Here is a 26,649-nt window from a genome sequence, read left to right on the forward strand (position 1 = left end):
AGTTCCTTCGCAGGGGTGAACTGCCGCGGTGCCGTGCCCCGGACGGGTCGAGCCCGTCCGGGGCACGGCGTTGCGGATCAGGAGTTGGCGGGCTTGAGGTGCAGGACGACGTCCAGGGCGTTGGCCTGCGTGGGCTGGCCGGCGCTGTAGGGGTTGGTGTCGTCGGGCCAGCCGACCCAGTTCTTGGTGCTGTAGGCCATGCCGATGTTGTCCGCGCCGACGGGGATCATCGGCACCTGCTCCACGAAGATCTTCTGGATCGTGTTGAGCGCGGTGGTGCGGGCGGCGTCGTCGGCGGCGTTGGCGTACGCGGCCAGCGCCGCGGTCGCCTCGGGGCTGTTGAAGCGGCCGAAGTTGCCACCCGGGGAGGCAGTGCCGATCTTCTTCAGCAGCTTGCCGTCCATGATGGTCTGGTAGATGTCGTACGGCGTCGCGCCACCGTTGGTCCAGCGGAAGGTGGCGTCGAACTTGCCCTCTTCCACGTTGCGGAACCAGGCGTCCTGGTTGGCCTTGTCGACCGTGGCCGCGATGCCGATCTGCGCGAAGTTGTCCTTCACGATCTCGAGCGAGGTCTGGTAGTCGGACCAGCCGCTCGGGTCGGTCAGGGTGATCTTCACCGGCTTGCCGCTCGGGTCCTTCAGCGTGGTGCCCTCGAGCTTGAAGCCGGCCTCGGTGAGGACCTTCTTGGCGCCCTCGACGTCGACGGCCTGGGTCTTGCCCTTGTACTCCGGCGCGACGTAGGCGTCACCGGCCGGCGACGGCAGACCGGTCACGCTGGTGACCAGCGGGTGGAAGTAGCCGGCCTCGGCCTGGTTGAAGATGTCCTCGCGGTTGACGACCATGCTCATCGCCTTGCGCAGGGCCACGTTGTCGAACGGCGCCTTGGTGGTGTTGATGTAGAGGCCGTGGATGCCGAGCACCGGCGGGGCCCACACCTTGTAGTGCGCCGGGTCCTTGTCGATGAAGACCGTCTTGTAGTTCGGGATGAAGACGAAGCTCCACTCGTTCGAGCCGTCGGACAGCGCGGTCGTCTGCGCGTTGTTGTCGGTGTACGACGTGTAGCGCAGCTCCTTGACCTGCGGCAGGTCCTGCCAGTAACCGTCGGCGCGCACGGTCAGCGTGGTGGTCTGCGGGGTGAAGGACTTCAGCGTGTACGGGCCCGAGCCGACCGGCGTCTTGTTCGGGTCGGTGGTGGGGTCCTTGATGCCTTCCCAGATGTGCTTGGGCACGATCGGGGTCTGGCCCAGCCACTTGTCCTTGTAGACGAACATCGAGCTGGTGAACGTCACCGTCACGGTGTTCCCGCTGGCGCTGATGTCGCCGTACGGGGTGGCGGCCAGGTTCAGCGCCTCGTTCTTCTTGATCAGGTTGAACGTGTAGGCGACGTCGTCACCGGTGACCGGCTTGCCGTCGGACCACTTCGCGTTGTCGCGGACCGTGATGGTCGCCTTCTTGAAGTCCGGCGTCCACTCGGCGCCGGTGGCCAGCCACGGGCGGGACGGCTCGGCCGGCTTCACCGGGTTCCACATCAGCAGCGGCTCGTAGATCATCCAGCGATAGCCGAGCGAGGCGCCCGCCGACGTGGTGAGGAACGGGTTGTGGTTCTCGGTCTGCGGGCCGTTGGGCATGCCGACGGTCAGGAACGTGGCCCCGCTGCCGGCCTTCTTGTTGCCCTCGTTGGGGGAATCGCCACAGGCGGCGAGACCGCCCGAGGCCAGCACGCCCGCCAGGGCGACCGCGAACAATTTCCTGCGCTGCATCTCTGATTTCTCCTCAGGTGGTGCGAATCGGGTGAGAGGGGGTGCCCCGAGGCAGGGCGAGTGCGCCGGACGTCGGAACGCCGGCCGTTTTGCGGATCTATGGGGGTGTGACGGGGGAGTGCGGCTTATGCGGAGTCGGGCTCCGGGCTCACGCCGGTGGAGCCCCGGACGGTGAACGTGGCGGGGATGACGGTCGGGCGGTTGGGCAGGGGTGAGCCCTCGAAGTGGGCGAGCAGCGTGCGCGCCGCCGCCTCGCCCATCTCGCGCAGCGGTTGGTGCACGGTGGTCAGCGGCGGCTGGGTGTGGGCCGCCATCGGGATGTCGTCGAAGCCGACCACCGCGACGTCCTGCGGGATGCGCCGGCCGCTGTCGAGCACGGCCTGCATCGCGCCGGTGGCGGAGAGGTCGTTGTGGGCGAAGATCGCGTCGAACTCCACACCGGACTCCAGCGCCGCCTGTACGAGCTCGAAGCCGCGCGCGATCGTGAAGTCGCCCTGGAGCACGCGGTCCGGGCTGACCGGGTGGCCGGCCTCGGCGAAGACGCTCGCGAAGCCGTCGAGCCGCTGCACCGTGCAGCCGAAGCGCGCGGGACCGGCGACGACCAGCGGCTTGCGCCGGCCGATCTCCAGCAGGTGCCGGGCGGCGGCGCCGGCGCCGGTGTGGTTGGTGGTGCCCACGCTGGGGATCTGGCCGGGCTGCACGTCCCGGTCGTCGATCAGCACCACCGGCAGGCCGCGGGCGTGCAGCATGGCGATGTAGTCGAGGGTGCCTTCGGGCTCGATGACCAGCAGCCCGTCGAAGCTCTTGGCGGAGACCTGGGCGCCGAACTGACGCATCGACTCCTCGCCGCGGTTGCAGGTGAACAGCAGCAGGCCGTAACGCTCGGTCTCGAGCACGTCCACGGCGCCCTGCAGCACCTCGCCGATCCACGGCCAGGTCAGCGAGGGGACCAGCATGCCGACCACCCGGGTCCGGCCGCGGGCCAGGCCCACGGCCCGTGAGCTGGGCACGTAGCCCAGCTCCTCGATGACCTTGCGGACCCGGGCGGCGGTCGACTCGTCCAGCTCACCCTTGCCGTTGAGCACCCGGGAGACCGTGGTCTTGCTGACCTTGGCCCGGGCCGCCACATCGGCGATGGTGATTGGCACGTGTCCTCCGACTTGTGTCCAGGCGGTTGCACCGCAGTTTCGGAACCGGTTTCGGGAGCGGTTCCGGGAAGTTAACTCCGGTGAGCCGGGTCACGTCAACGCGTCGGTAGCTTTATTTAGGTTTCGAGACGGTAACTAGGTTGCGCCTTACTCGTTTACGTGCTTCGCAAGGTTCTCGGTACGGGGCGAAACGGACAGGGTGGCCGGATGAGATCAGGTCGCCGGCCGGCGCAGGCGCGCGGTGATCAGAGCGACCACCGTGGTGCCGGCGGTCATGCCGGCCAGCACGAGGAAAGTTCCCACCAGATAGAGCCCCGTCTCGTCCTCGCCGGCGGCCTGCGCGGTCCACGCCGCGGTGAACGCGACGGTCATCACGGCGGCCGCCGGAAGCGCCGGCACCCGCAGCAGCACGGCGGCGATCAGCAGGGCGGCGAGCGTCAGCACGGCGCCGGCGACCTGGGCGGTGGTGTACGGGCCCGAGGAGGTCCCGGTCTCGGGGTCGAGCGTTCTGGTGGTGTCCCGGCCCAGCCAGGCCCACCAGGTGAACACGGTCGCGGCGGCCAGCGCGAGCAGGCCGGACAGGGCGCGGAGCTTGATTGCGGGCATGGCACGAAACCTAGGGCGGTGCCCCGGGTCACGGGATGAGCCCGCGTACCCAGATCATCCGGGTACGGCGACACCCTCCACCCGGCGGACCACGTCGGGCAGCACGGCACCGAGGGCGGCGTCCACGATCAGGTTCGCGTACGGCTCGCCGCGGGTGACGCCCTGGTTGACGATGGCGACCCGGATGCCGTCCTTGGCGGCGCGCAGCACGAACCGCCGCCCGGACATCACCGTCAGCGAGGATCCGAGCACCAGCAAGGTCCGCGCGCCCGCGACGAGCTCGAAGCTGCGGCTGACCCGCTCGGCCGGCACGGTCTCGCCGAAGTACACGACGTCGGGCTTGAGCATGCCGCCGCAGGACCCGCAGTCGACCACCGTGAAGCCGTCCAGCTCGGCGTCGTCGATCTCCACGTCGCCGTCCGGGTTGACCGCGCTGACGGCCGCCGCGAAGCCCGGATTGGCCGCGTCGAGGCGGTCCGAGTGGGCCGGCCGGTCGGACAGCTCACCGCAGTCCAGGCACGTGATCCGGGACAGGTTGCCGTGCAGCTCGACCACGCCGTGCGCGCCGCCCGCCTGGTGCAGCCCGTCCACGTTCTGGGTGATGATCCCGTCGAGGCGGCCCAGCTCCTGCAGCCGGGCCACGGCCCGGTGCCCGATGTTGGGCCGGGCGTCGCCGATGGTGCGCCAGCCCAGGTGGCTGCGCGCCCAGTAACGCCGCCGGGCGACCGGATCCCGGGTGAACGCCTGGTAGGTCATGGGGGTGGTGCGGCGGGCCGCGCCGGAGGGTCCGCGGTAGTCCGGGATGCCGGAATCGGTGGACAGGCCGGCCCCGCTGAGCACGACCACGCCGCCGTCGCCGACCCACTCGGCGAGCTGTTCGATCTGTGTCACCCGTCCATGGTCCCTCACTCGCCGGAGTGGGACGAAGGACGCACTCACGACTATCTGTGCACGCAGGGGCCGAGAACGGTAAGTTGTCAGGGTGGCCACTGTCGCGCGCCTGCTGCCCCGTTACTGGGACGGTCGACGCCTGCTGCAGTTCCTGGCCGGCCTGGCGCTGATCGCCCTGGCTTTCGCGCTCCCGTCGGTGCTGAGCCCGGCCGAGGCGCCCGCCGAGTCCCCGGTCACGATCATCACTACGGTCGACACCCCGGCGGGTCCGGCCGTGCCGCTGGTCGAGGTCCCCGCGCCGCGCCTGGGCGGCAGCCGGGCCGGTCTGGCCCTGAGCGCGCCGGAGGCGGCGAGCGACGCGACCGGGACCGCCCAGGTCGCCCTGGCCGCTGAGACCGCCCTGGCCGCTGAGATCGTCCGGACGGCCGAGGCGGCCGAGGCCGCGGCGACCGGGCCGAGTGACGCTCCGGCTTCCGGGCCGGTCGACGCGGGCGCGGTGCAGGGCGTGGCCGGGCTGCCGGTCCAGCCGCGGCACGACGGCCGGGGGATCTGCGTCGAGGCCCGCGCGGCCGCCGCCGGGGCCACCCCGCGGCCCCACGGCCAGCGCGGCCCCCCGCGCGCCTGAGCCGGGTCCACCACCCCGCACCCCGCCCGGCGTCCCGTTCCCTGACGGCGCCGGCCCCTCGGCTTTCATGAGCGACTCCTGTGCGCGTACGGGAAACGCGGAAGCCGGCAGCGCCGCGACCGTGAGCGGCCCGAAATCAGTGACGAACCCCTAGAGAAGCGGATGTTCATCGTGGAAACCGCCGCAACCATCTGGATGGTCCTGCTCATCGCCGTCGCCGCCGCGACGGCCCTCTTCGCTGTGCCCCGCCGCCCGGCCCGCCCGGCCGCGCTGCCTCCTGATCCGCGCGCCGCCGAGCGCGCCGCGGCCGCCGACCGCGCCGCCGAGGTGTCCCGTCGCCGCCGGGCCGAATGGGAACGCGCCCAGGGGCAGGTCGACGCGGCCTGGGCGGCCTTCGACGCGGCCGACCGGGACGCGCGCCGGGTCGCCGCCGCGGCCGCCTTCCCGATCTTCAAGCAGCGCCGCACCCGCACCGAGCTCGCCGACCGTGAGCGCAACCTGCACCGGATGGCCACCGCGGCCTGCCGGCACCGGGAGCTGTCGATCGCGCAGCTCAACGAGGTGCTCGCGCACCGCGGCAGCTGGAACCCGCGGCGGCACCCGGTCGCCCAGGAGGCCGCGCTGCGGGCCGCCGTGCGGGAGCACCGGTTCGCCGCCTACCAGGCTGCGGCCGAGCAGGAGCGGCTGGCGTGGCAGGAGTCCGAACGGGCCGCCGCCACGCTGCGCGGTCTGCGCGCCGAGGCCCGCACAGTCCGGGTTCCGGCCGGCAGTGACGTGCACTACGAGCAGCAGTGGACGCCGGCGCGCCCGGCCAAGGCCCGGCTGGCCGTGCACTGAGCCGCCAGCGAACGTCCAGAGTGGAATGTGGTCACCCGTCGGACTGCCCGTGCCCGGACTTACGAGGCGGGACTCAGGCAGGCCAGGTACCGTCGGGGTCGCTGATGACGGACGGCAGGAGGCCGAAGTGTCGTTGACCCCGGCGGGCCGCCCGCCTGCCGTACGGCTGCACCGGGCCGCGCGCATCGAGGACGCCGTGCACGAGATCGTCGAACGCCGGCTGCGGCAGCGCGGCTGGGCGCCGGTGATCACGGCGTACACCGGTTACGGCGCGCCGGGCTGGGCCCGGGTGATGGCCCGGGTCGTGCTGACCCGGCGCACCCGCTCGGCCCGGCCGCTCGACAAGGTGCGCGGCTGGCGCAGCTTCACCACCTCACCGGTCAACAACGCGCCGGTGCGGATCCAGATCGGCGACCAGGTCCACGAGACCCGCACCGACCGCAGTGGCTACGTCGACACCCGGGTCAAGGGCGACCTCGTGCCCGGCTGGGGCAGCGTCCGGCTGAGCACCGAGGGTGCCGATCCGGTCGAGGCGCCGATCCGGGTGGTGGACCCGAGCATCAAGTTCGGGGTCGTCTCCGACATCGACGACACGGTGATGGTCACCGCCCTGCCCCGTCCGTTGCTCGCGGCGTGGAACACGTTCGTTCTCGACGAGCACGCCCGCGCCGCGGTCCCGGGCATGGCGGTGCTCTACGAACGGCTCGTCACGGCCCACCCGGGCGCGCCGGTGTTCTACCTGTCGACCGGCGCCTGGAACGTGGGGCCGACGCTGGCCCGCTTCCTGTCCCGCCACCTGTACCCGGCCGGCCCGCTGCTGCTCACCGACTGGGGCCCGACCCCGGACCGGTGGTTCCGCAGCGGCCAGGAGCACAAGCGCAACACCCTGCGCCGGCTGTCGGCGGAGTTCCCGGACATCAAGTGGCTGCTGATCGGCGACGACGGCCAGCACGACCAGGAGATCTACTCCGAGTTCGCGCGCGAGCACCCGGACAACGTCGCGGCCGTGGCCATCCGCCGGCTCTCGCCGACCCAGGCCGTGCTGGCCGGCGCGGTTCCCGGGCCGTCGGGCACACCCGAGGCGGTCGGCTCGGGCGGCAAGACGTGGTTCGCGGCCCCGGACGGCGCCGGCCTGTGGTCCCTGCTGCGGGACACCGACGTTGTCTGAGGTCAGTCCCGCTCGCTGTCGGCCGGCTCCGGCGTCTTGTCGGCCGTGCCCTCGGCGACCCGCGCGTGCAGCCGTTCCCGGATCTCGTCCGGGGTGTACGCCCGGCGCCGCCGCTCGGAGCGAGCCAGCACCACCCCCGTGGCTGTGATTCCCGCAAGCCCGGCCAGTCCCGCTACCTTCCACCAACGCATCTGCTGAGGATAGACACGTGGTCGCCGACATCAGCCTCGACGAGGCCATAGATCTGACGCGTACGGGTGACATCTGGCTGTTCCGTGGCCGCTCCGGCCCGGACCGGGCCATCCAGGCGATGACCAACAGCCCGGTGAACCATGTCGGCATGTCGTTGGTGATCGAGGACATGCCACCGCTGATGTGGCACGCCGAGCTGGGCAAGTCGCTGCCGGACATGTGGTCGGGCACCTTCCAGCGCGGGGTGCAGTTGCACGACCTGCGCGACGCGGTCACCGTCTGGGCCCGGCGGTACGGCCAGCGCGGCTGGCTGCGGCAGCTGGAGCAGCCGGTGACCACCGAGATGGAGGACCGCGCTCTCAAGACGGTCGCCCGCCTCGACGGCACGCCGTTCCCGTCCAGCGCCCAGCTCGCCTGGCGCTGGGCCCGTGGCCGGGTGCCCCGCATCCGCCTGCCGTGGCAGGAGCCCGGGTCCGAGGAGGCCGACCTCGAGACGGCGTACTGCGCCGAGGTGGTCGCGGTGACCTACGAGGACATGGGCCTGCTGCCGCACGGCAAGCAGCCGAGCTGGTACGACCCGGGCCGTTTCTGGAGCGGCGACGACCTGGAACTGTGCGACGGCTACCGGCTCGGCGCGGAGATCGCGGTCACACCGTAGTTACTCTGGGCCCGTGGTTCTGGTCGGCCGGGTGCCCGAGGTCGTCGCCCTGGACCGGCTGCGCGCCGCCGCGGCAGCCGGCGAGGGTGGCGCGGCCCTGATCGTCGGTGAGGCCGGCATCGGCAAGTCCACGCTGGTCGAGGAGGCGGTGGCCCGCGCGGTGGCGGCCGGTGCCACGGTCCGGGTCGCGCGGGCGGTGCCGGACGAGGGCGCGCCCGCGTACTGGCCGTGGCTGCGGTTGCTGGAGGACGTGCCCGGGCTGTCGCCGCAGCTGCTGACCGCGACCGCCGCCGAGGGCGAGTCCCAGGCCGCCGTGCGGTTCCGGGTGGCCCAGCGTACGGTGCGCGCGTTGCGGGAGGCCGGTCATCTGGTGCTCGTGCTGGAGGACCTGCACTGGGCCGACGCCGCGTCGATCGCGTTGCTGCGCATGCTCTGCCGGGAGTTGCCCGGCTCGCGCCTGCTGGTGATCGGCACGCTCCGCCCGCCGGTGCCGCTCGACGATCTACCCGCCGTCGAGGTGCTGCGCCTGGAGCCGTGGGAGGCGCCGGCAGTGGGTGCTTATCTGACCCAGGAGGCCGGTCCCGGCGTCCACGGCTCCTGGCCGGCCGTGGTGCACCGGCTCAGCGGCGGCAACCCGCTCTATGTCCGGGAGCTGACCCGGCAACTGTCGCGGGAGGACCGGCTGCGCCGCCCGGCCGGACGGTTGGAGGTGCCCGCCGAGCTGCGGCGGCTGGTCGGCCGGCGTACGGCCCAGCTCAGCGCGGACTGCCGGGAGCTGCTGGGCGGGGCGGCCGCGCTGGGTGCGGAGATCGACGTGGCGGTGCTGCGTACGGCGGCGAGCGACCCCGACGCGGTCGACGGCCTGCTCGCCGAGGCCCTGGACGCCGGGGTGCTGACCGAGGACCCGTGGCGGCCCGCGCTGCTGGCCTTCGCGCACGACCTGGTCCGGCGGGCCCGCTACGACGAGCTGTCCCGCGGGGAGCGGATCGCCTGGCATCAGCGGCTCGCCGACGCGCTGGCCACGGCCGGTGCGGCGCCCGCCGACATCGCCCGGCACCGGGTACGCGCGGCCGTGGACGCCCGCTCCCGGCAGAGCGCGGTCGACGCCTGCCGCGCTGCTGCCACAGCGGCCACCCGGGCCCTCGACTACGCCGAGACGATCCGCTGGCAGGGCCACGCCGTCGAGCTGGCCGACGACCCCGCCGACCGGCTCGCCCGCGCGACGGCCGCGTACGCGGAGGGCCGGCTCGACCTGGCCCGCAGCGACTGCGCGGCCGTGCTGGACAGCGCCGAACGCGACCACCGGGCCGACCTGGCCGTCGAGGCGGCGTTGGTCGTCCGCGGCGTCGCCGGCGAGCTGGGACCGGCCCTGTTGCTGCTGTGCGAACGCGCGCTCGCCGTCGCCGGCCGGCATCCGCGGGTGCTCGCCCAGTACGCGTACCTGCTGGCGGACTCCGGGGACGTGCGGCGGGCGCGGGAGATCAGCGCCGAGGCGATGGCGCTGGCCGAGCTGACCGGCAGCCCCGACGACATGGCGGCGGCGGTGCACGCCCGGCACCAGGTGACCGACCCGTTCGAGCAGCCGGACGAGGTGGTCGCCCTGGCCGAGCGCAGCTGCGCCCTGGGCCGCCCCGACGCCGAGCTGTGGGGGCGCACCTGGCGCATCGACGCGTACCTGATGGCCGGCGACAGAGCCGCCGCCGACGCGGAGACGCTGCGGCTGGACACGCTGGCGCAGCGGCTGGGCTGGCCGCTCGCCCGCTGGCACCTGCTGCGGGCCCGGGCCACGGGGGCCCTGCTGGCCGGCCGGCTCACCGAGGCGGAGCAGCTCGCCGCCGAGGCCCGGGAGGTCGCGCACCGGATGCAGGACCCGACCGCGGTCGGGCTCTACTACGCGTTCCTGGCCGGTCTGTCCCTGCAGACCGGGCAGGCCGCGGAATACGTCGCCGCGGCCGGGCGGATGTCGACGGCCCTGTCCCTGCCGATCGCGGCCGCCCAGCTCGGTCGCACGGCCCTGGACGCGGGGGCCGGCGACATGGCCCGGCTGTGCTGGCAGCACCTGCGGCCGAAGCTGGACGACGTGCCCGCGGGCGGCCTGCGCGTCTACGTCCTGGTCCTCGGCGGCGAGCTCGCGGCCGGGCTCGGCGACCTCGACACGGCCCGGACCTGCTACGACCGCACCGCGCGCCACGCCGGTGTCTATCTGAACAGCACCACGAACTGCCACGGGGCCGCCGCCCGCGCGCTCGGCGTGATCGCCTCCCGGCTCGGCGAGCACGACACCGCGGTCGGGCACCTCGACGCCGCGATCACCATGGAAGCCGGTTCGCCGCCGTTCCTGGCGCAGGCCCAGCTGGCCCAGGCGCGGGCGCTGATCGCCCGGGCCGCGCCGGGGGACCGCCGACGCGCGCGCGACCTCGCGACCGCCGCGGCCGCGACCGGCCGGCGGCTGGGCATGATCCGGGTCGCGGCGGGCGCCCAGGTCCTGGTCGAGGAGACCACGGGGGTACGCGGGGGAGCGGGCGCACTGACGGCGCGGGAGAGCGAGATCGCCGCGCTGGTGGCCGACGGGCTGGCCAACCGTGCGATCGCCGAGCGGCTGGTGCTCTCCGAGCGCACCGTGGAGACGCACGTCCGCAACCTGCTGGCCAAGCTGGGGCTCAGCAACCGCACGCAGGTCGCGTCCTGGCTACGTACCGGATCTCAGCGGCAGTACTGAGGTCTCCGGGCGCCGCCGTGGCGAGGCTGCTGGTATGACACAGCACCAGCGCCTCGAAGGCGACATCCGGCCCGGCACGTACGTGATCGACTCCGCCCGCTCCAGCGTCAAGCTGACGGCGGCCCACACCTTCGGCCTCAAACCCGTGGACGCGACCTTCGCCGTACGGTCCGGCACCGTGATGGTGGGGGCCAGACCCGAGCAGTCCACGGTCTCGGCCGACCTGGACGCGGCCAGCTTCACCACCGACGACCCGCGCCGCGACAAGGACGTACGCGGCAAGCGCTTCCTGGCCGCCGACACCTACCCGGCGATCGGTTTCCGCAGTACCGGGCTGAACCGTACAGCCGACGGCTGGCAGCTCACCGGCGTGCTGAGCATCCGGGGCGGCTCGGCCCCGCTGACGTTGTCCATCGTGGACGTCCAGCCGGTCACCGACGGCTACCACGTACGGGCCGCGACGACGGTCGACCGGGTGGCCGCCGGAGTCGGCGCGGGCCGGGCCCTGATCGGCCGGCACGTCCGGGTGACCGTGGAATGCCGCGTTTCAGCCGGCTGAACCGGGTATGCAGCACGACATGCTGCGAATCGCACAGTTGACCCTGGATGTGCAGGACATCGACGTGATGACGGCCTTCTGGTCGGCGGCCCTGGGCTACCGCGTGGAGAAGGGTGACGACGGCAACGCCAACCTGCTCCCACCGGACGACGCTCCGCCCGGCGCCCAGCACATGTGGCTGCAGGCGTCGGCCGGCCCGAAGTCGGGGAAGAACCGCGCCCACCCGGACCTGACCGCCACCGACCCGCGGGCCGAGGTGGAACGCCTGATCGGCCTGGGCGCGCGGCACGCGGACGTGGGGCAGCGGGGGGACGAGCCGTACGTGGTGCTGGCCGACCCGGAAGGCAACGAGTTCTGCGTGCTGACCGCCTGGCGCGATCCGGCCCTGGCCGGCCGGTGACAGCAGAAAGGGCGCTGAGGAACCCTCAGCGCCCTTCGCCTGTGTCTGGTCAGCGCGCGGCCCGGCTGCGAGCCGAGAAGGCCGCCGCGCCGCCGCTGGACGACTGGCTGGTGTGCACGGCCGTCGAGCCCGTGCCGCCGCGCCGTCCGCCGCGAGCGCCACCCTGGGTGCGGGGCGCCTGGGAACGGCCACCGGCGGAACGTGCCCCCTGGGTATGGCCGCCCTGGCCGCGAGCGCCGGAGCCGGCCGGCTGGTCGCCGCCCGCGCCACGCGCGCCGCCACCGCTGCGACCGCCTCCGCCCGTGCCGCGACCGCCCGCTGCCCGGGTGCCGCCCGTGGCCGCACCCCGGCCGCCGCCCGACCGGCCGCGCCGGGCCTGGCCGCCGCCCTGCTCCTCGGCCGGCTCGGGCACCGGGGACACCGGCGCGCTGTAGGTGCGCTCACCCGGGGCGAGCTGCGCGAGCAGCGCGTCGCCCGGACGGGCCTTGCTGGTGGTCGGCCGGATGCCGGCCTTGCGGGTGAGGTCGCGGACCTCACTCTGCTGGTCGTCGGTCATCAGCGTGATGACCGTGCCCTGCGCGCCGGCCCGGGCCGTCCGCCCGGAGCGGTGCAGGTACGCCTTGTGCTCGACCGGCGGGTCCGCGTGGATCACGATCGCGACGTCGTCGACGTGGATGCCGCGGGCCGCGATGTCCGTGGCCACCAGCGTCTGCGCGCTGCCGTCGGAGAACGCCGCCATGTTGCGGTTGCGGGCGTTCTGCGCCAGGTTGCCGTGCAGCTCCACCGCGGGCACGCCGGCCTGCACGAGCTGGCGGGTCAGCGTCTTGGCGCGGCGCTTGGTGCGGGTGAACACCACCGTGCGGCCGGGGGCGGCGGTCAGGTCGACCAGCACCGGGAACCGGTCGTCGTGGCGGACGTGCAGCACGTGGTGGGTCATCTCGATCGGGGCCTCGGCCGCCGAGTCGACGTGGTGCGTGACCGGCTTGTGCATGAACCGCTTGACCAGCACGTCGACGCCGTTGTCGAGGGTGGCCGAGAACAGCATCCGCTGACCGTTGGTCGGGGTGCCGTCCATCAGGCGCCGGACCACCGGCAGGAAGCCCAGGTCGGCCATGTGGTCGGCCTCGTCGAGCACGGTGATCTCGACCGCGTCCAGGCTGGCGTAGCCCTGCTGGATGTGGTCGGCCAGCCGGCCCGGGCAGGCGACCAGGATGTCGACGCCGGCCTTCAGGCCCTTGATCTGCGGGTTCGCGCCGACGCCGCCGAAGACGGTGAGGGTGCGCAGGCCCAGGGTCGCGGCCAGCGGGGCGATGGTCGCCTCGATCTGGGTGGCGAGCTCGCGGGTCGGCGCCAGGATCAGCGCGCGGGGCCGGGTCGGCCGCCGCGGGGACTTGCTCTCGGCCAGCCGGGCGAGCACGGGCAGGACGAACGCGTACGTCTTGCCGGAGCCGGTGCGGCCCCGGCCGAGCACGTCGCGGCCGGCGAGCGAGTCGGGCAGGGTGGCGGCCTGGATCGGGAAGGGGGTGGTGATGCCGAGGTCGGCGAGCGCCGCGGCGAGCTTCGTGGGCACGCCGAGGTCGGTGAACGAGGACATGTAGGTGTGAACTCCGTAAGTCTGAAGGGGTCGTCCTGCCCGGCGCAGACCTCACGGGTCGCGGCGCGTGGTGGTCGATCCAAAGGCGGCCCGAGGCAGAACTGGGCGGGCCGCGAGATCAAGTGTACGCGCCGGTGCACCGCAACCCCGCCGCACCCGACTGTGACCCTCCCTGCACCCCGCGACCCGCACCGTTTCTCCTCAGTGCCGGACTCCCCCCGCCGGCCGGTATCCGAGGAGAGACCCCCCATGAGCGGTGTTGTTGTCTTCGACCGCCGTCGCGAGGACGTCGTACGGGCGCATATGCCGCTCGTCGGTCATCTGGTCCGCGAGATGCTGGCCCGGGTGCCCGCCCACGTCAACCGCGACGACCTGCTCTCCGCCGGGTACGCGGCCCTGGTGGCCGCCGCCCGCGGCTTCGACGAGGAGCGTGGTGTGCCGTTCGCCCGGTTCGCGGCGGCCCGGGTACGCGGGGCCCTGCTGGACGAGCTGCGCGGGCTGGACTGGGCCAGCCGGTCGGTGCGGCAGCGGGCCCGGCGTACGGACACCGCCCGCCAGGAGCTGACCGCCGAGCTGGGCCGGACCCCGACGGCGGCCGAGGTCGCCGCGCACCTGGGCTGCACGGTGGAGGACATCGAGTCCGCGGACGACGACGTGGCCCGCGCCGTGGTGTTCAGCCTGCAGGGCTTCGCCACCGTGGGGGCCGACGACATGGTGACCGAGCCCAGCGCGGGCCCGGAGGAGCTGCTGATCCGGCGGGAGCGGCTGGGTTACCTGCGGCACGCCATCGATGTGCTGCCGGAGCGGCTGCGCGCGGTGATCACCGGCTACTTCTTCGAGGAGCGCCCGATGGCGCGGATCGCCGAGGAGCTGGGCGTCACCGAGTCGCGGGTGTCACAACTGCGGGCCGAGGCGTTGGCTCTGCTCAAGGACGGTCTGAACACGCACCTCGATCCGGCGCTGGCGGCTCAGACCCCGGTCAAGGACGGTTGCGTGGCGCGGCGCCGGGCGGCGTACTACGACCAGATCGCGACCCGCGGCGGGCTGCGCGACCGGCTCGCGCTGACCAGCCCCGACGGTCTGCCGGTAGCGGCCTGAGGCCGGCTCCGCACGGAGCCGGCCGCAAGCGAGGATCACGCGTTGGCGCAGGTGCCGGCCTTCTTCTGGGCGGCGATGGCCTTGTCGGCGCCCTTGGCGTAGAGGGCCAGGCCCTCCTTGGCGGGCTCGAGCTTCCACGAGTCCTGCTCGTAGACCATCGTGTAGGACTGGGCCGCGACCAGCTGCTTGGCGATCACGACCGCCCGGTCGGCGCCCTCCATCCGGGCGCTGCTGAGCGTGATGGCCAGGCCCTTGCGCGAGCACGCGGTGTTGAGCTTGACGTAGTCGGCCTTGGTGATGGCCTTCTTACCGGCATCGGTGTACATGTCCCAGGCGCCGGCGAAGTCACCGCCGCTGAAACGGTCGAAGACGGTCTGCGCGGCGGCCTTGGCGCCCTCGATCGTCTTGGGCTGGGGTCCACCGGCGGCCGCGGCGGCGGCGTTACCGGCCGGAGCGGCTTCCTTGTCGTCGGTGCAGGCGGTGGTGAGGGAGAGGGCGGCGACGGCGATGAGCGCCAGCGCGCCGAGGCGTCGGAACGGGTGGCTGTGGTTCATGCACCGCTTAATGTCGATGGACCGTCCGGCGTAACGGGCAAGGCCCCGCGGTGACGGATTCCTTACACTTGCCGATGCGGCCGTAACCCCGGTCACGCTCTGCCCAGGACGCCGGTGCATCGGCTATTCTGAGCGTTTCCACGGAAACGAAAAAAGCCACCTGAAAAGGTGGCTGACCTCGGAATGCTACCACAACAGGGAGTAGCTTTGTCAAGCTCCGCCGGCGGCACGGAAACACTGCGGAACGACGACATCGAGTCCGAAAAGGCCTACCTGGCCGTGCTCTACGACCGCCTCGACCTGCTGCGCGAGCAGGCCGACGAGCGGCTGCGCGCGATTCTGCTCGAGGCCGGCGGCACCCCGCAGGGCCGCTCCCAGCGCGAGGCGACCCGCAGCCATTGGGCCGAGCAGCTCGCCCAGATGAATTCCGTCGAGAACGGCCTGTGCTTCGGCCGGCTGGATTTCGCCGCCGACAACCCCCGCTACATCGGCCGGATCGGACTGTTCGCCGAGGACCGTGATCAGGATCCGTTGCTGATCGACTGGCGGGCGCCCGCGGCGCGCCCCTTCTATCTCGCCACCGCGGTGTCCCCCGAGGGGGTGACCCGCCGCCGGCATCTGCGCACCCGGGGCCGCGAGCTGACCGGGATCGACGACGAGGTGCTCGACATCGAGGCCGGTGCCACGGACGGCCGCGAGGACGTGACCGGTGAGGCCGCGCTGCTGTCCGCGCTGACCGCCAACCGCACCGGCCGGATGCGTGACATCGTCGAGACCATCCAGTCCGAACAGGACGAGGTGATCCGGGCCGGGCTGCCCGGTGTCCTGGTGGTCCAGGGCGGTCCCGGCACCGGCAAGACCGCTGTGGCGCTGCACCGCGCGGCGTATCTGCTTTACACCCACCGCGCCCAGCTGACCAGGCAGGGCGTGCTGATCCTCGGTCCGAACGCGACCTTCCTGCGCTACATCTCGCAGGTGCTGCCCTCGCTGGCCGAGACCGGCGTGCTGCTCGCCACCCTCGGCGACATGTTCCCCGGCGTGACCGCCCGGGCCACCGAGGCGCCGGCCGCCGCCGCGCTCAAGGGCCGGGTCGACATGCTCGACGTGCTCGCCGCCGCGGTGGCCGACCGGCAGACCGTGCCGGACGACTACGTGGAGGTCGACCACGACGGCTTCCCGCTGCGCATCGAGCGGGCCGTCTGCGAGGACGCGCGGGCCGAGGCCCGGCGTTCCGGGCGTCCGCACAACCTCGCCCGGTCGATCTTCGTGACCGCGGTCATCCACACCCTGTCGCTGCAGATCGCCGAGCGGATCGGCGCCGACCCGCTCGGCGGCGACAACCTGCTGGAGGAGGCCGACCTGGCCGAGACCCGGCGCGAGCTGCGCGAGGACGAGGACGTCCAGGCCGCGCTCTTCGAGCTGTGGCCGATCCTGACCCCGCGGCAGGTGCTGCGCGACCTGCTCAGCGATCCGGACCGGCTCGCCTCGGCCACGCCGGAGCTCAGCGACGAGGAGCGGGCGCTGCTGCTGCGCGAGCGCCGGGCCGGCTGGGCGCCGGCCGACGTGCCGCTGCTGGACGAGCTGGCCGAGCTGCTGGGGGTGGACGACACCCTGCGGGCCCGGGCGGTGGCCCGCGAGCGCGAGCAGGCGATCGAGTACGCGGAGGGCGTGCTGGAGATCGTCGAGGGCTCGCGGTCGCTGGACTTCGAGGACCAGGAGGAGGAGATCCTGTCCGCCATCGACGTCGTCGACGCCAGCGCCTTCGTCGAGCGGCACGAGGTGATCGACACGCGTACCGCCGCCGAGCGGGCGGCTGCGGACCGCACCTGGGTGTTCGGGCATGTGATCGTCGACGAGGCGCAGGAGTTGTCGCCGATGGCCTGGCGGCTGCTCATGCGCCGCTGCCCGAGCCGGTCGATGACCGTGGTCGGCGACGTCGCGCAGACCGGCGAGCTGGCCGGGACGACGACCTGGGAGCAGGTCTTCGAGCCGTACGTGGCCCAGCGCTGGCGGCTGGCCGAGCTGACCGTCAACTACCGCACCCCGGCCGAGGTGATGACGGTCGCCGCGGACGTGCTCGCCGCGGTCGACCCGTCGCTGCAGCCGCCGCGCTCGGTGCGGACCGCCGGCGAGGAGCCGTGGGCGGCCCGGGTGCGGCCCGCCGAGCTGGCGACCGAGCTGATCACAGCGGTACGCCGGGAAGCCGCCGCCGCCGCCGAGGGGCGCGTGGGTGTCCTGGTGCCGGCCGGGCTGGAGGAGTCGCTGGGTCGCGAGCTCACCGCCGCCATCCCGGAGGCGGCCGTGGGGGAGCAGCCCGACCTGCTCAACCACATCGTGCTGATGACGGTCCGGCAGGCCAAGGGTCTCGAGTTCGACAGCGTGATCGTGGTCCAGCCGGACGAGATCATCGCGGAGAGCCCGCGCGGCCTCAGCGACCTCTACGTCGCGGTGACGCGGGCGACCCGGCGGCTCGGGGTGCTGCACACGGCCGAGCTGCCCAAGGTGCTCGACGCGCTGAGCTGAGCGGGAACGCGGGGCGGGGCCGGTGCGCGTACGCACCGGCCCCGCTCGTCGTCGTGGATCAGGCGGCCGCGCCGTGGGCCAGCGGCGTGAAGCCGTGGGCGTTGGTCAGCGCGAGACGCGAGTGCAGGCTGGTGTTGCCGGCGATGGTGGCGTAGTAGCCGGCCCGGCGGCGGGCGATGATGCTGTCCGGGTTCTCCACCGCCGGCGCCAGCTCCGGGTCGAGGTGGGTGTTGAGGCCGTCCTTGAGCAGCGACAGCGCCTCGGCGCGCAGCTGGCTGATCCGGCTCTCGGTGACTCCCAGGTCGGCGGCGATGTCGGCCATCGGCCGCTCCTTGAGGAAGTACTCGGTGATGACGGTCTGCAGGCGCTCCGGCAGCGACTCGATCGCGTGGTGCAGGTAACCGATCTGCTCGCGGCGGATCAGCATGTCCTCCGGGCCCGGGGTGCGCTCGGTGACCAGGTCGTCGGGGCTGCTGGTGGTGAAGCCCTGCAGCGACAGCACGGTGGCGCGCTGCACGTCGTTGTCCGTCTGGTGCAGGTCCGTGGTGGTGGTGCCGAGCGCCTGCGCCAGCTCCTCGGTCGTCGGCGTCCGGCCCAGCGTGGTGGTCAGGCTCTGCCGCGTGGTGTCGGTCGCCCGCGCCTTGGTCCGCACCGAGCGGGTCGCCCAGTCCAGCGAGCGCAGCTCGTCGAGGATGGCGCCGCGGATGCGGGTGGTGGCGAAGCGGTTGAACGGGATGCCGCGGGTCGGGTCCCAGCCGCGGGCGGCGGTCACCAGGGCGTGCAGGCCGGCACTGGTGAGATCGTCACGGTGGATGTGGTTCGGGATCCGGCTGAGCATGTCGCGCACCAGGTGGCCGACCAGCGGCATGTTGGTGCGGATCAGTTCCTCCTGCTCGGCGGCGGACAGGGCCGGCACGGCGGTCGCGGTGTCGGCGGCGAGGTCGGCAGCGGTCGTCATGGTGCTGGTCATGTGAATCCCCCGTGTGTTGTCGGTGGCCCGCGGCGGTGGGCACCGGCTGACAAGGAGAAACTTTGAGTGACGCCGGGTACATGTTCTGGTTGCGCTCAGTTGCCGACCGGTTGCTTCGGATCCGGCTCTCAGGCGGCCCGGGCGGGCACTCGTACGGTCGCGAGATCCCAGACGAAGCGGGCCGGGGCGAACGCTTCGGCGTACCGGACGCGGGCCTGCGCGCCGAAGTGCCGGGCGGTGCCGGTCGGCAGCTCCGGATCCACCGGCACCGGGGCCTCGGCCAGCGCGGCGAGCTTGCGGTCCAGGAACGGCGAGATGTCGACGAACAGCGCGGGGGCGAACCGCAGGGTCGACTCGCCGGCGTAGTGCAGGATCCGGCTGCTGTGCCGGGCGGCGGACAGCGTGGCCACGGCGGCGGCGCGGTGCTCGGCGTTGGCGTCCTCGGGGGCGTGCACGTAGACCACGTCGGCGTCGACACCGGTCAGCACGTTCTCGATGGCGGCCACCGTCATCGCGGCGGACGAGATCAGCCCGGGCCACGTCTCGCCGGGCCGCTGGTGGCGCGACCGGCGGTCGTTGCTCCCGCGGGTGTGCCCCCGGCGGTCCCCGGAACGGCGCTCGGCGGCCTGCGGGCCCCAGACCAGCAGACAGTCGAGCTCGCGGGCGGCGGCTTCGGCCTGCCGGCTGCGTACGGTGTCGGGCCCGTCGCAGGTGAGCACGAGCATGGTGACCGAGTCACCGGCGGCGCGGTGGGCGGCGAGGGTTCCGGCACACCCGAACTCGATGTCGCCGGGGTGCGTACCGACCGCCAGCACGCTGCGGGTCATTCCGGCCTCCGTGGTTCTCGGTGCACCATCGCGGGGGTTCGGCGGCGCTGAGTGTCCATCGGCCACGGGCGGCACGGCTTGAGGGTTGTGGCGTGACTACGGCACGCTGGTCGGCATGGATCTCACCGACTCCGGCACGACCGTCAACCTGATCGCCGGCGTGGCCATGCTGGCCGGCGTGCTGGGCGTGGTGATCCCGGTCCTGCCCGGCCTGCTGCTGTGCTGGGCGGCGGTGCTGCTCTGGGCGATCCTGGGCGACGCGGACGGCGGCCGCTGGGTGGTGTTCGCCCTGGCCACGGTGGTGGCGGTGGGCGGCACGGTGGTGAAATACCTGTGGCCCGGCAAGCGGCTCAAGAGCACCGGCGTACCCACGTCGTCGCTGCTGATCGCCGGCGTGCTGGGGATCGTCGGCTTCTTCGTGGTGCCGGTGGTGGGCCTGGTGCTCGGCTTCGTCGGCGGTCTGTGGGTGGCCGAGCGCCTGCGGCTGGGCGCGGGCCAGGCGTGGCCGTCGACCCGGCAGGCGCTGGGCGCGGTCGGCCTGTCGCTGCTGGTGGAGTTCGCCGCGGCGCTGGGCATCGCGGTGATCTGGGTCTTCGGCCTGCTGGCTACCTGAGCCCCGGCCGGCGGGGCACCTTGAGCCCCGGCCGGCGGGGCACCTTGAGCCCCGGCTGGCGGGGCGCTCGCGGTTGCGGCCGGCGGTGCCCTCGGCTCGGGCTGGCGGGGCGCCCGCGGTTGCGGCCGGGCCCCGGGCTCCGGTTAGCGGGGCACCGCGGTGCGACGTCGCAGCCGCCGGCGGCGACGCTGGGTGAGCAGCAGGAGCAGCGGCGCGCCGGCCAGCACGACGGCGATCGCGGCGGCCAGCCCGAGCGACAAGCCCCTGTTCGTGGAGGCGCGCACCGCGGTGGCGGCGGGCCGCTCGTCCTTCGCCGCCGGGGCCGGGGCGGCGCTCGCGTCGGTGGCCGTACCGTGGGCATCCGGGCTGTCCGGCTCGACCAGCTTGCCCACCGACGCGTCCTTGGGCAGCGAAAAGCCCCAGTCCAGCAGCGCGGCCCCCTGCTGCCAGCCGCGCAGCGGAGCCGCCTCGGCCCCCAGCACGGTGGCGACCAGCCGACGGCCGTTCCGCTCGGCGCCGCCGACATAGCTGTGCCGGGCCAGCTTGGTGAAGCCGGTCTTGCCGCCGAGCGCCCCCGGATAGTTGTAGATCAGCTTGTTCTCGTTCTGGATCTGGAAGCCGCCCTTCTTCAGCTTCTTCTGCGCCGGGATCTGCGCCCGCTCGGTCAGCGCGTACTTGCGGAAGTCCGGCTTGGCGAAACACTGCCGGGCGATCAGCGCCAGGTCGTACGCGCTGGTGAACTGCCCCGGCCCGTCCAGCCCGGACGGCGTGACGGCATGCGTCTGATAGGCGCCGAGCCGCTTCGCCTCGGCGTTCATGGCGGCGACGGTGGCGGGCAGGCCACCCCGGCCACCACCGAGCCGGGCCAGCGTGTTCGCCGCGTCATTGCCGGAGTTGAGCAGCAGCCCGAGCCACAACGTGCTGACCGGATACTTGCCGCCCTTGAGCAACCCGACAGCCGAGCTGTACGGCTCGATGGCCAGATCCCCGTCGGTGATGGTGGCGACCTGCTCGGGGTCGAGCTTGTCGATGACGGTGGCCACGAGCAGCAACTTCTGGACGCTGGCGGGGGTGCCGTACACGTGGGGGCCGCAGCCGCCGAGAACCTCGCCGGTATCCAGATCCGCGACCAGCCAGCTGGTCGCGGTGAGGGCGGGCGGACTCGGGGCGCCGCGCGGGATGATCAGGCCGTCGGTGGCCAGGGCGTCGCCGCCGACCGCGCGCAGGACGGGGTCGTCCTTGGGCGGGATGGGGCGGGCCGGGCGGCCCTTGGGCGGCTTGACCTTGGGACGCGGGCACGGCACGGGCGCTGCCTGGGCCCGGGCCCGGGTCTGGGTCTGGGCTTGGGCTTCGGTTTGGGCGGCCCGGGCCTCCGCCGCGTGCCCTGCCCCTGCCCCTGCCGCGCCGGCTTGGACGGTGCTGGCTTGGGCGGTGCTGGCTTGGGCGGTGCCGGTTTGGGACGCGCCGGCTTGGGCGATGCCCGCGCCGGCTCGGGTCGGGGGCTGTGCCGCGTGGGCCGGGCCGGTCAGGGCCGCGGTGGCGAGGGCCGCGGTCAGAGCCGCCATGATCCGTCGCCGGGCCGGGGCAGGGGTGGGGATGAGCCTCACGGCCACACGGCTCCCGCGTCGAGTCGGCGCTGGAGCAGACGCTCCAGCGGCATGGTCTCACCGTCGCCGCCGCCCGCGCCGACGATCAGCCGGGCCGGGCTGGGGGACACGTCGGCGCCGGTGAAGTGGGCGCGCAGTGAGGAGGGGACGGACAGGACGTAGTACTGGCCGTCCTCGCCGACGGCCACCGAGCGGTTCGCCTTCAGGTACCAGCCGCGCAGGCGGGTGCGGTAGGTCGCGTGGCCGTCGAAGGCGCGGGCCCGCAGCACGACGGGCGGCACGCCGCGTTCGGTGGCCCGGCGCACGAAGTCGGCCAGCAGCTTGCCGGCCTGCTCCGCCTCGGCGGCCCGGCCGGCCTCCAGCGCGGCGCCGTGCCCGGCGACCGCCTGCCGGCGCTGCTCTTCCCAGGCGGCACGGTCGTCGGCGTCCATGGCGACGACCCTAACGGCATCCGTGCGGCCCCAGCCACCCGGGTTTTCCACCCGGGCACAGCTAACCGCGCCGCCCGCCACGATTCCACGGAATAGCGCGGTCGCATTAGTGAAGGCGACCGGGGCGATAATTGCCCGAGGTCTCCGTTATTCTGTGAAATTCAGGCGAACAGTTGCGCGCGGAGTGCGTCACAGGCGAGACTGGGCGCGTTCTTCGGATTACGTCAGGAGTCGTTATGGCGCGGCAGGTAATCACGACCCTCATCGACGACCTGGACGGAAAGCCGGCCGATCGGACGGTGGAGTTCAGCCTCGACGGCACGAGCTACACCATCGACCTTTCCGAGGCCAATGCCGGCAAGTTGCGCAAGGCGCTGGACCCGTTCATCGAGGCGGGCACGCGCATCGGCCGGGGCGGTTCCGGCCGCGCCGCGGGACGGCCGTCGAGTGGCACGGGCCGCACGGCGGGCAGCCGCGACGAGAACAGGCTGATTCGCGAGTGGGCGGCCGAGAACGGCCACCAGATCTCCGAGCGGGGCCGCATCCCGCAGAGTGTCAGCAATGCCTATCGGGCGGCCCACGGCCGCTGATCCCTTGTGGTTGCCGGGGCCGGACGCGTCTGCGTCCGGCCCCGGCGCATGTCCAGGTACGGCAATGAGCGGCCGCGTCCGGTAGCGCCGGCAGCCGCACGGATGCATTCAGCGTTGCGCGACGGCCGACCGGCATCGCGCCGAGGCACGCGGCCGTCAGGAACTGTGCTGGGCGGCCTGATGCCACCGGGCTGCGGTTCGGCGGAAGGCCAGGCTCAGTGACCTGACGGCAGTTCCTGGCCGTCGGCCCGGTGGGAAAGTCCGGCCGGTGGTCTGCTCGAGAGCCAGGACGCCGCCTGATCGAAGGCCCGGTGGCCGGGCCGGTGGCCCGGCTGAGAGGCCGGTCGGTGGTCTGGCGGGGAGACCGGCTGATGGCCTGGTTGAGAGCCCGGCTGGGGCCTGGTTAAGAGCCCGGCTGGGGCCTGGTTGGGAGGCCGGCTGGTGGCCTGGTTGGGAGCCAGGCCGCGGCCTGGTGGAGAGTCTTGCGGCGGGTCCGGTGGGAAGCCGCAGCCGATGGCCTGCGGGGAGCCGCCCGCGGACTGGTCGGAAGTGTTGACGGGCTGCCCGATCGGAACTCCGGTGGTCTGGTGGGGAGCCAGGCCGCGGCCTGGTGGAGAGTCTTGCGGCGGGTCCGGTGGGAAGCCGCAGCCGGCGGACTTCGGGGACCCGCCGCGGACTGGCCGGAAGTCTTGACGGGCTGCCCGATCGGAACTCCGGTGGTCTGGTGAGGAGGCCGGCCGAGGCCTGGTGGGAGGGTCCTGTGGCTGGTCTGGTGGGGAGCCGCAGCCCGATGGCCTGGGGACCCGCCCGCGGACTGGCCGGAAGTCTCGATGGGCTGCCCGATCGGAACTCCGGCCCGCCGGGAAGCCCGGTCGGCGGCCTCGTGGAGAGCCCGCTCCGGCAGCCCGGCACGAGGCCCTGCGAAAAGCCCGGCCCATGACCCGATGGAACCTGAGTCCGCGGCCCGGTGAAAAGCTCTGCTCCCGGCCAGGTGGATAGCCTGGTCGCACCAGCAAAGGCGCCGGTCAATGGCCTCACGGTCGTCGCGATCACCGGCAGCTACCACCTCCGGAATGGCCCGTCCGCGCGGAAACGGCGTTCACCTGAGCCGGACCCGACTCCGGTGGATCCCGGCCGGCCGGCGCGCGGAATGGGCCTCGCGGCCGCCGCCGCAGCGATGCCGACCGATGCCGACCGGCCGGTCGACCATCCGGTAACGGGCCGCCGCGTCTCCGGTAACGGCGGTGCCGTGATCCCGGCCGCGACATCGTCGAAACTGCCCGCCGGCTATCGACGCGCGCATCGGGAATCGTCTGGTCCGGACGGCACGTTTGCCGCAAGGCAAGGGTGCGGGCCTGTCCCGCCTCGCTAAAGGCGGGCGCGGTCAAAGAGCGGGCCCACCCACGAGTACTGGCCTTAAAGTCATAGGCATCACTGCCCAATGGCCGCCCGGCGAGTGATCCCTAACGGTGGCATTGCGTACGCGACTGGTGACAGTAAGGCGAATAGCCGCCCCGGGACAGCCGGGGCCGGAAAGATTGCGGTGGGTCCGGTTCAGGCGGTACGGAGTTTCGGCAGCATCGGCGCCACCGCTTCCAGGATGCGTTCGTCGCCGGCGTACCAGCTCGACTTGCGGGGCCAGTGCGTGAGCACATCGGTGAAGCCCAGCTCCGCCGCCCGCCCCACCGCGTCCGTGAACGCTTCGACGCTGCTCAGCGACAGCACCGGCGACGAATCGAGGTTGAGATACCTGTCCAGCTTCCGGTCGCCTGCCGCGTCGGTGAACTTGGCGCTGACCTCGGCCACCGACCGCCACCACGCCGCCTCGTCATCCACCGCCTGCGCTCCGGTCGTCACCCAGCCGTCGCCGTACCGGGCGGCCAGGCGCAGGGCGCGGGGGCCGTTCGCCGCCACCACGAGCGGCGGGCGCGGCTGCTGGACGGGGCCGGGGGTGCTGCGGGCGTCCACCGCGCGGTAGTACGTACCCGTGAAGTCGGCCTTGTCGTTGTCCAGCAGCCGGGTGAGCAGCTCGAGGAACTCGGCGAAGCGGTCCACCCGTTCCTTCGGGCTCAGCTCGGCCGCGCCCAGCACCGCCGAGTCGAAGCCGGTGCCGCCCGCGCCCACGCCGAGCAGCAGCCGGCCCTGGGAGATGTCGTCCAGGGCGGTGATCTCGCGGGTGAAGTGCACCGGGTGGCGGAAGTTCGGCGACGCCACGAAGGTGCCGAGGCGGATCCGGCGGGTCACCATCGCCGCCGCCGTCAGGGTCGGCACGGCGTCGAACCAGGGGCCGTCGACGAGGTCGCGCCAGCCCAGGTGGTCGTAGGTCCAGGCGTGGTCGAAGCCGTACTCCTCGGCCAGGCGCCAGCGCCGCCCGGCCACGGACCAGCGTTCGTCGGGAAGGATCACGATGCCGATACGCACGCGAGGACGCTACCTCACGCCGAGCGCAGGCCGTCCTCGTCGCCCGTCGCCGTGGCCGGGCCGGCGGCCGCGTCGAACGCCGCCATCGCCCGGACCAGCTCCTGCCGGCTGGTCGGGCTCATCCGTTCGAGCACCTCGGCCAGCGCGGACCGGCGGCGTTCGCGCAGGTCCTCCAACAGGCGCTGGGCTGTCGGGGTGAGCAGCAGCCGGACCTCGCGGCGGTCGCGGGGATCCGGCACCCGGCGCAGCAGGCCGGTGGCCTCCAGCCGGTCGCACAGCCGGCTGGCCGAGGACGGCACCACGTCGAGGGCCTCGGCGAGGCGGCTCATGTTCGTGTGCGGCCCCCGCGAGATGATCGTGAGTACGCGCAGCTGCGCCGGGGGTACGGCGGGCGACTGCGCGAGCCGGGCGCTCTCCAGGACACCCAGCAGCGACTCCACCGTCGACTCCATCGCCGCTGCGACGTCCGTGACGCGATCCATGCCGGTCCTCTGTTTGCTCAAAGTCGGGGCATCGGGGCCTACCAGGTCATGGCCTCTCCCAGCCTGGACCACGTCGGTCATCGCCGCCAGTCGAGGCAGACGGTGACCGCGTCGTCGTCCGGATCGGCGCCCGCGTGATATTCGCGCAGGCCCCGCATAACCGTACCCACTGCCTCGGTGGCGGGCTGCAGGCGCGTCCGGCGCAGCGCGGTCAGCAGGGCGCTCTCCCCGTACGGGGCCCGCCCGCCCGGCGTGGCGGCGTGCACCCCGTCGCTGACCACGAGCAGCCGGTCGGCCGGTTCGAGCCGGAACCGCTGGATCTCGTACCGGGTCTCGCCGAACATGCCCAGGGGCAGCTGCTGCTCCAGGATCACCGGCTGGATGTCCCGCTCGCGGGCGACGACGGCCCGGGGGGAGCCCGCGTCGACCGCGGCCACGTGGCCGCCGATCAGGTCGATCTCCAGGAGCAGAGTGGCGGCGTGGGCGGCGCCGCCGTACCGGGCGTGGATGGCGTCGCCGGCCAGTTCGGCCTGCTCGACGATGTCGGCGCCGGAGCGGCGGGCGTTGCGCATGGCGTTGACCGCGACGGTGGTGAGCACCGCGGCGTCGAGGCCGTCGCCGGCGCCGTTGAGCACGGTGATGGTGAGCCGGTCGTCGGCCAGGGTCCAGTCGAAGTGGTCGCCGAAGACCGCGTACGCGGGTTCCAGCTGCCCGGCGACCAGGAAGCGCTCGTCGCCCAGCGAGCGTCCCGGCAGCAGTTCCCATTGCAGCTCGGCCGCCATGGTGAGGCGTTCCCGGCGGATCACCCGGCGGTAGCGGTCGGTGACCGCGTCGGCGGCCCGCAGGGCGACGGCGAGCTCGTCGGCGACCGCCGACAGGTCGCTGGTCAGCCCGGCGCCCGAGGGCAGGGTGGTCTGCACGGCGAGTACGCCGAGGCGTTCGCCCCACACGGTCAGCGGCAGGTAGGCGCGGTTGCCGTCCGTGGCGATGTCGACCAGCGGCCGCTGGCTGCCGAAACAGCGCACGGCCAGGGCGTTGCCGGGCGGTCCGCCGACCTCGAGCAGCGGCCACAGGCCGGTCAGGGTCAGGTCGCCGAGCAGCACCTCGACCCGGCCGGCCGCGTAGTGCCGGCGCAGGTGGTCCGCCACGACCTCGGGAAGCCGGTCGGGCGGCGCCGCGCGCAGCAGCGCTCCGACCAGCGTCGGACGGTCGGACAAGGGTTGACCTCTTCTCCTCGGGGCGCGGGAACGCATCGGACAGCAATATTTGCTGTACGGCAAGGATGATAGGGGCACGGCGAAGCGGCCCGGCGGCGGGCAGTGGGCCCGGCCCATCAGCGGGTACGGCGGATCAAGGGGTACGGCGGATCAAGGGGT

Annotated in this window: 25 protein-coding genes; 11 read left to right on the forward strand and 14 right to left on the reverse strand. The window is 73.1% G+C overall.

Going from position 1 to position 26,649, the window contains the following annotated elements; translation table 11 throughout:
* Nucleotides 1-77: 77 nt before the first annotated feature.
* From AB0C12_RS30045 to AB0C12_RS30060, 4 genes are all read right to left on the reverse strand, one after another.
* Nucleotides 78-1,760: an ABC transporter substrate-binding protein gene (locus tag AB0C12_RS30045; protein WP_360553201.1), complete on the reverse strand. Its 1,683-nt coding sequence runs from the start codon at nucleotides 1,758-1,760 to the stop codon at nucleotides 78-80.
* A 125-nt stretch (nucleotides 1,761-1,885) separates the two neighbouring features.
* The gene (locus tag AB0C12_RS30050) at nucleotides 1,886-2,908 is read right to left on the reverse strand and encodes a LacI family DNA-binding transcriptional regulator (RefSeq protein WP_212990095.1); all 1,023 of its coding nucleotides are present in this window, start codon (nucleotides 2,906-2,908) and stop codon (nucleotides 1,886-1,888) included.
* Between the two features lie 213 nt (nucleotides 2,909-3,121).
* Entirely contained in the window at nucleotides 3,122-3,514 is a 393-nt protein-coding gene (locus tag AB0C12_RS30055; RefSeq protein WP_360553202.1) for a hypothetical protein, read from the reverse strand.
* A 54-nt stretch (nucleotides 3,515-3,568) separates the two neighbouring features.
* Complete coding sequence (locus AB0C12_RS30060) at nucleotides 3,569-4,405, reverse strand: NAD-dependent protein deacetylase (protein WP_360553203.1); 837 nt, start codon at nucleotides 4,403-4,405, stop codon at nucleotides 3,569-3,571.
* 91 nt (nucleotides 4,406-4,496) lie between these two features.
* On the opposite strand from AB0C12_RS30060, the gene AB0C12_RS30065 reads away from it, so the two are divergent.
* The 3 genes from AB0C12_RS30065 to AB0C12_RS30075 all read left to right on the forward strand — a co-directional run bounded on the left by AB0C12_RS30065 (nucleotide 4,497) and on the right by AB0C12_RS30075 (nucleotide 7,035).
* A complete protein-coding gene (locus tag AB0C12_RS30065) occupies nucleotides 4,497-5,030 on the forward strand; it encodes a hypothetical protein (RefSeq protein ID WP_360553204.1) in 534 nt (177 codons plus the stop codon).
* 171 nt (nucleotides 5,031-5,201) lie between these two features.
* Entirely contained in the window at nucleotides 5,202-5,867 is a 666-nt protein-coding gene (locus tag AB0C12_RS30070) for a hypothetical protein (protein WP_360553205.1), read from the forward strand.
* A 127-nt stretch (nucleotides 5,868-5,994) separates the two neighbouring features.
* On the forward strand, nucleotides 5,995-7,035 hold the full coding sequence (locus AB0C12_RS30075; RefSeq protein WP_360553206.1) for a phosphatase domain-containing protein: 1,041 nt from the start codon (nucleotides 5,995-5,997) through the stop codon (nucleotides 7,033-7,035).
* A 2-nt stretch (nucleotides 7,036-7,037) separates the two neighbouring features.
* On the opposite strand, the gene AB0C12_RS30080 is transcribed toward AB0C12_RS30075, so the two are convergent.
* The gene (locus AB0C12_RS30080) at nucleotides 7,038-7,226 is read right to left on the reverse strand and encodes a hypothetical protein (RefSeq protein ID WP_360553207.1); all 189 of its coding nucleotides are present in this window, start codon (nucleotides 7,224-7,226) and stop codon (nucleotides 7,038-7,040) included.
* A gap of 17 nt (nucleotides 7,227-7,243) precedes the next feature.
* Between AB0C12_RS30080 and AB0C12_RS30085 the strand changes: the two genes are divergently transcribed.
* Genes AB0C12_RS30085 through AB0C12_RS30100 form a run of 4 tightly spaced genes read left to right on the forward strand, consistent with a single transcriptional unit; the run spans nucleotide 7,244 to nucleotide 11,563 of the window.
* Nucleotides 7,244-7,885, forward strand: a complete 642-nt coding sequence (locus AB0C12_RS30085) for a hypothetical protein (protein ID WP_360553208.1) — start codon at nucleotides 7,244-7,246, stop codon at nucleotides 7,883-7,885.
* 13 nt (nucleotides 7,886-7,898) lie between these two features.
* On the forward strand, nucleotides 7,899-10,604 hold the full coding sequence (locus tag AB0C12_RS30090; RefSeq protein WP_360553209.1) for an AAA family ATPase: 2,706 nt from the start codon (nucleotides 7,899-7,901) through the stop codon (nucleotides 10,602-10,604).
* 34 nt (nucleotides 10,605-10,638) lie between these two features.
* Nucleotides 10,639-11,163 (forward strand): YceI family protein, encoded by a 525-nt coding sequence (locus AB0C12_RS30095; RefSeq protein ID WP_360553210.1) that lies wholly within the window; start codon nucleotides 10,639-10,641, stop codon nucleotides 11,161-11,163.
* 19 nt (nucleotides 11,164-11,182) lie between these two features.
* Nucleotides 11,183-11,563, forward strand: coding sequence for a VOC family protein (locus tag AB0C12_RS30100; protein WP_360553211.1), 381 nt, complete (start codon nucleotides 11,183-11,185; stop codon nucleotides 11,561-11,563).
* Between the two features lie 49 nt (nucleotides 11,564-11,612).
* Here the strand turns inward: AB0C12_RS30100 and AB0C12_RS30105 are convergent, their stop codons facing one another.
* Nucleotides 11,613-13,157: a DEAD/DEAH box helicase gene (locus tag AB0C12_RS30105; protein WP_360553212.1), complete on the reverse strand. Its 1,545-nt coding sequence runs from the start codon at nucleotides 13,155-13,157 to the stop codon at nucleotides 11,613-11,615.
* A gap of 249 nt (nucleotides 13,158-13,406) precedes the next feature.
* Here AB0C12_RS30105 and AB0C12_RS30110 point away from each other — a divergent pair, with 249 nt between their 5' ends.
* Nucleotides 13,407-14,255, forward strand: a complete 849-nt coding sequence (locus AB0C12_RS30110) for a sigma-70 family RNA polymerase sigma factor (protein ID WP_360553213.1) — start codon at nucleotides 13,407-13,409, stop codon at nucleotides 14,253-14,255.
* 35 nt (nucleotides 14,256-14,290) lie between these two features.
* Here the strand turns inward: AB0C12_RS30110 and AB0C12_RS30115 are convergent, their stop codons facing one another.
* On the reverse strand, nucleotides 14,291-14,809 hold the full coding sequence (locus tag AB0C12_RS30115; protein WP_360553214.1) for a hypothetical protein: 519 nt from the start codon (nucleotides 14,807-14,809) through the stop codon (nucleotides 14,291-14,293).
* Nucleotides 14,810-14,992: 183 nt separating this feature from the next.
* On the opposite strand from AB0C12_RS30115, the gene AB0C12_RS30120 reads away from it, so the two are divergent.
* Entirely contained in the window at nucleotides 14,993-17,332 is a 2,340-nt protein-coding gene (locus AB0C12_RS30120; RefSeq protein WP_360553215.1) for an ATP-binding domain-containing protein, read from the forward strand.
* A 58-nt stretch (nucleotides 17,333-17,390) separates the two neighbouring features.
* Here AB0C12_RS30120 and AB0C12_RS30125 read toward each other — a convergent pair whose 3' ends face one another.
* On the reverse strand, nucleotides 17,391-18,302 hold the full coding sequence (locus AB0C12_RS30125) for a sigma-70 family RNA polymerase sigma factor (protein ID WP_360553216.1): 912 nt from the start codon (nucleotides 18,300-18,302) through the stop codon (nucleotides 17,391-17,393).
* Nucleotides 18,303-18,430: 128 nt separating this feature from the next.
* Nucleotides 18,431-19,129: a PIG-L family deacetylase gene (locus AB0C12_RS30130; RefSeq protein ID WP_360553217.1), complete on the reverse strand. Its 699-nt coding sequence runs from the start codon at nucleotides 19,127-19,129 to the stop codon at nucleotides 18,431-18,433.
* A gap of 115 nt (nucleotides 19,130-19,244) precedes the next feature.
* Here AB0C12_RS30130 and AB0C12_RS30135 point away from each other — a divergent pair, with 115 nt between their 5' ends.
* Entirely contained in the window at nucleotides 19,245-19,742 is a 498-nt protein-coding gene (locus tag AB0C12_RS30135) for a DUF456 domain-containing protein (protein ID WP_360553218.1), read from the forward strand.
* Between the two features lie 143 nt (nucleotides 19,743-19,885).
* Here the strand turns inward: AB0C12_RS30135 and AB0C12_RS30140 are convergent, their stop codons facing one another.
* Nucleotides 19,886-20,992 carry a D-alanyl-D-alanine carboxypeptidase gene (locus tag AB0C12_RS30140; RefSeq protein WP_360553359.1) on the reverse strand — a complete coding sequence of 369 codons (1,107 nt, stop codon included), beginning with the start codon at nucleotides 20,990-20,992 and terminating at the stop codon, nucleotides 19,886-19,888.
* Nucleotides 20,993-21,345: 353 nt separating this feature from the next.
* On the reverse strand, nucleotides 21,346-21,780 hold the full coding sequence (locus AB0C12_RS30145) for a hypothetical protein (protein ID WP_360553219.1): 435 nt from the start codon (nucleotides 21,778-21,780) through the stop codon (nucleotides 21,346-21,348).
* Between the two features lie 236 nt (nucleotides 21,781-22,016).
* On the opposite strand from AB0C12_RS30145, the gene AB0C12_RS30150 reads away from it, so the two are divergent.
* On the forward strand, nucleotides 22,017-22,370 hold the full coding sequence (locus AB0C12_RS30150) for an Lsr2 family protein (protein ID WP_360553220.1): 354 nt from the start codon (nucleotides 22,017-22,019) through the stop codon (nucleotides 22,368-22,370).
* Nucleotides 22,371-23,924: 1,554 nt separating this feature from the next.
* Here AB0C12_RS30150 and AB0C12_RS30155 read toward each other — a convergent pair.
* The 3 genes from AB0C12_RS30155 to AB0C12_RS30165 all read right to left on the reverse strand — a co-directional run bounded on the left by AB0C12_RS30155 (nucleotide 23,925) and on the right by AB0C12_RS30165 (nucleotide 26,490).
* Nucleotides 23,925-24,791 (reverse strand): LLM class flavin-dependent oxidoreductase, encoded by an 867-nt coding sequence (locus tag AB0C12_RS30155; protein ID WP_360553221.1) that lies wholly within the window; start codon nucleotides 24,789-24,791, stop codon nucleotides 23,925-23,927.
* A 14-nt stretch (nucleotides 24,792-24,805) separates the two neighbouring features.
* Nucleotides 24,806-25,273: a MarR family transcriptional regulator gene (locus tag AB0C12_RS30160; protein WP_360553222.1), complete on the reverse strand. Its 468-nt coding sequence runs from the start codon at nucleotides 25,271-25,273 to the stop codon at nucleotides 24,806-24,808.
* A 77-nt stretch (nucleotides 25,274-25,350) separates the two neighbouring features.
* Nucleotides 25,351-26,490, reverse strand: a complete 1,140-nt coding sequence (locus AB0C12_RS30165; RefSeq protein ID WP_360553223.1) for a PP2C family protein-serine/threonine phosphatase — start codon at nucleotides 26,488-26,490, stop codon at nucleotides 25,351-25,353.
* Nucleotides 26,491-26,649: the final 159 nt, after the last annotated feature.

Origin of the sequence: Actinoplanes sp. NPDC048967 (assembly GCF_040649415.1) — a bacterium.
Lineage (GTDB): Bacteria > Actinomycetota > Actinomycetes > Mycobacteriales > Micromonosporaceae > Actinoplanes.

What these genes read in the sequence shown, in the direction of transcription:
- AB0C12_RS30100 (WP_360553211.1), top strand. Translation starts at nt 11,183, where the DNA reads ATGCTGCGAATCGCACAGTTGACCCTGGATGTGCAGGACATCGACGTG.
- AB0C12_RS30115 (WP_360553214.1), bottom strand. Translation starts at nt 14,809, where the DNA reads ATGAACCACAGCCACCCGTTCCGACGCCTCGGCGCGCTGGCGCTCATC.
- AB0C12_RS30145 (WP_360553219.1), bottom strand. Translation starts at nt 21,780, where the DNA reads ATGGACGCCGACGACCGTGCCGCCTGGGAAGAGCAGCGCCGGCAGGCG.
- AB0C12_RS30120 (WP_360553215.1), top strand. Translation starts at nt 14,993, where the DNA reads ATGCTACCACAACAGGGAGTAGCTTTGTCAAGCTCCGCCGGCGGCACG.
- AB0C12_RS30150 (WP_360553220.1), top strand. Translation starts at nt 22,017, where the DNA reads ATGGCGCGGCAGGTAATCACGACCCTCATCGACGACCTGGACGGAAAG.
- AB0C12_RS30105 (WP_360553212.1), bottom strand. Translation starts at nt 13,157, where the DNA reads ATGTCCTCGTTCACCGACCTCGGCGTGCCCACGAAGCTCGCCGCGGCG.
- AB0C12_RS30125 (WP_360553216.1), bottom strand. Translation starts at nt 18,302, where the DNA reads ATGACCAGCACCATGACGACCGCTGCCGACCTCGCCGCCGACACCGCG.
- AB0C12_RS30080 (WP_360553207.1), bottom strand. Translation starts at nt 7,226, where the DNA reads ATGCGTTGGTGGAAGGTAGCGGGACTGGCCGGGCTTGCGGGAATCACA.
- AB0C12_RS30055 (WP_360553202.1), bottom strand. Translation starts at nt 3,514, where the DNA reads ATGCCCGCAATCAAGCTCCGCGCCCTGTCCGGCCTGCTCGCGCTGGCC.
- AB0C12_RS30130 (WP_360553217.1), bottom strand. Translation starts at nt 19,129, where the DNA reads ATGACCCGCAGCGTGCTGGCGGTCGGTACGCACCCCGGCGACATCGAG.
- AB0C12_RS30110 (WP_360553213.1), top strand. Translation starts at nt 13,407, where the DNA reads ATGAGCGGTGTTGTTGTCTTCGACCGCCGTCGCGAGGACGTCGTACGG.
- AB0C12_RS30095 (WP_360553210.1), top strand. Translation starts at nt 10,639, where the DNA reads ATGACACAGCACCAGCGCCTCGAAGGCGACATCCGGCCCGGCACGTAC.
- AB0C12_RS30160 (WP_360553222.1), bottom strand. Translation starts at nt 25,273, where the DNA reads ATGGATCGCGTCACGGACGTCGCAGCGGCGATGGAGTCGACGGTGGAG.
- AB0C12_RS30135 (WP_360553218.1), top strand. Translation starts at nt 19,245, where the DNA reads ATGGATCTCACCGACTCCGGCACGACCGTCAACCTGATCGCCGGCGTG.
- AB0C12_RS30045 (WP_360553201.1), bottom strand. Translation starts at nt 1,760, where the DNA reads ATGCAGCGCAGGAAATTGTTCGCGGTCGCCCTGGCGGGCGTGCTGGCC.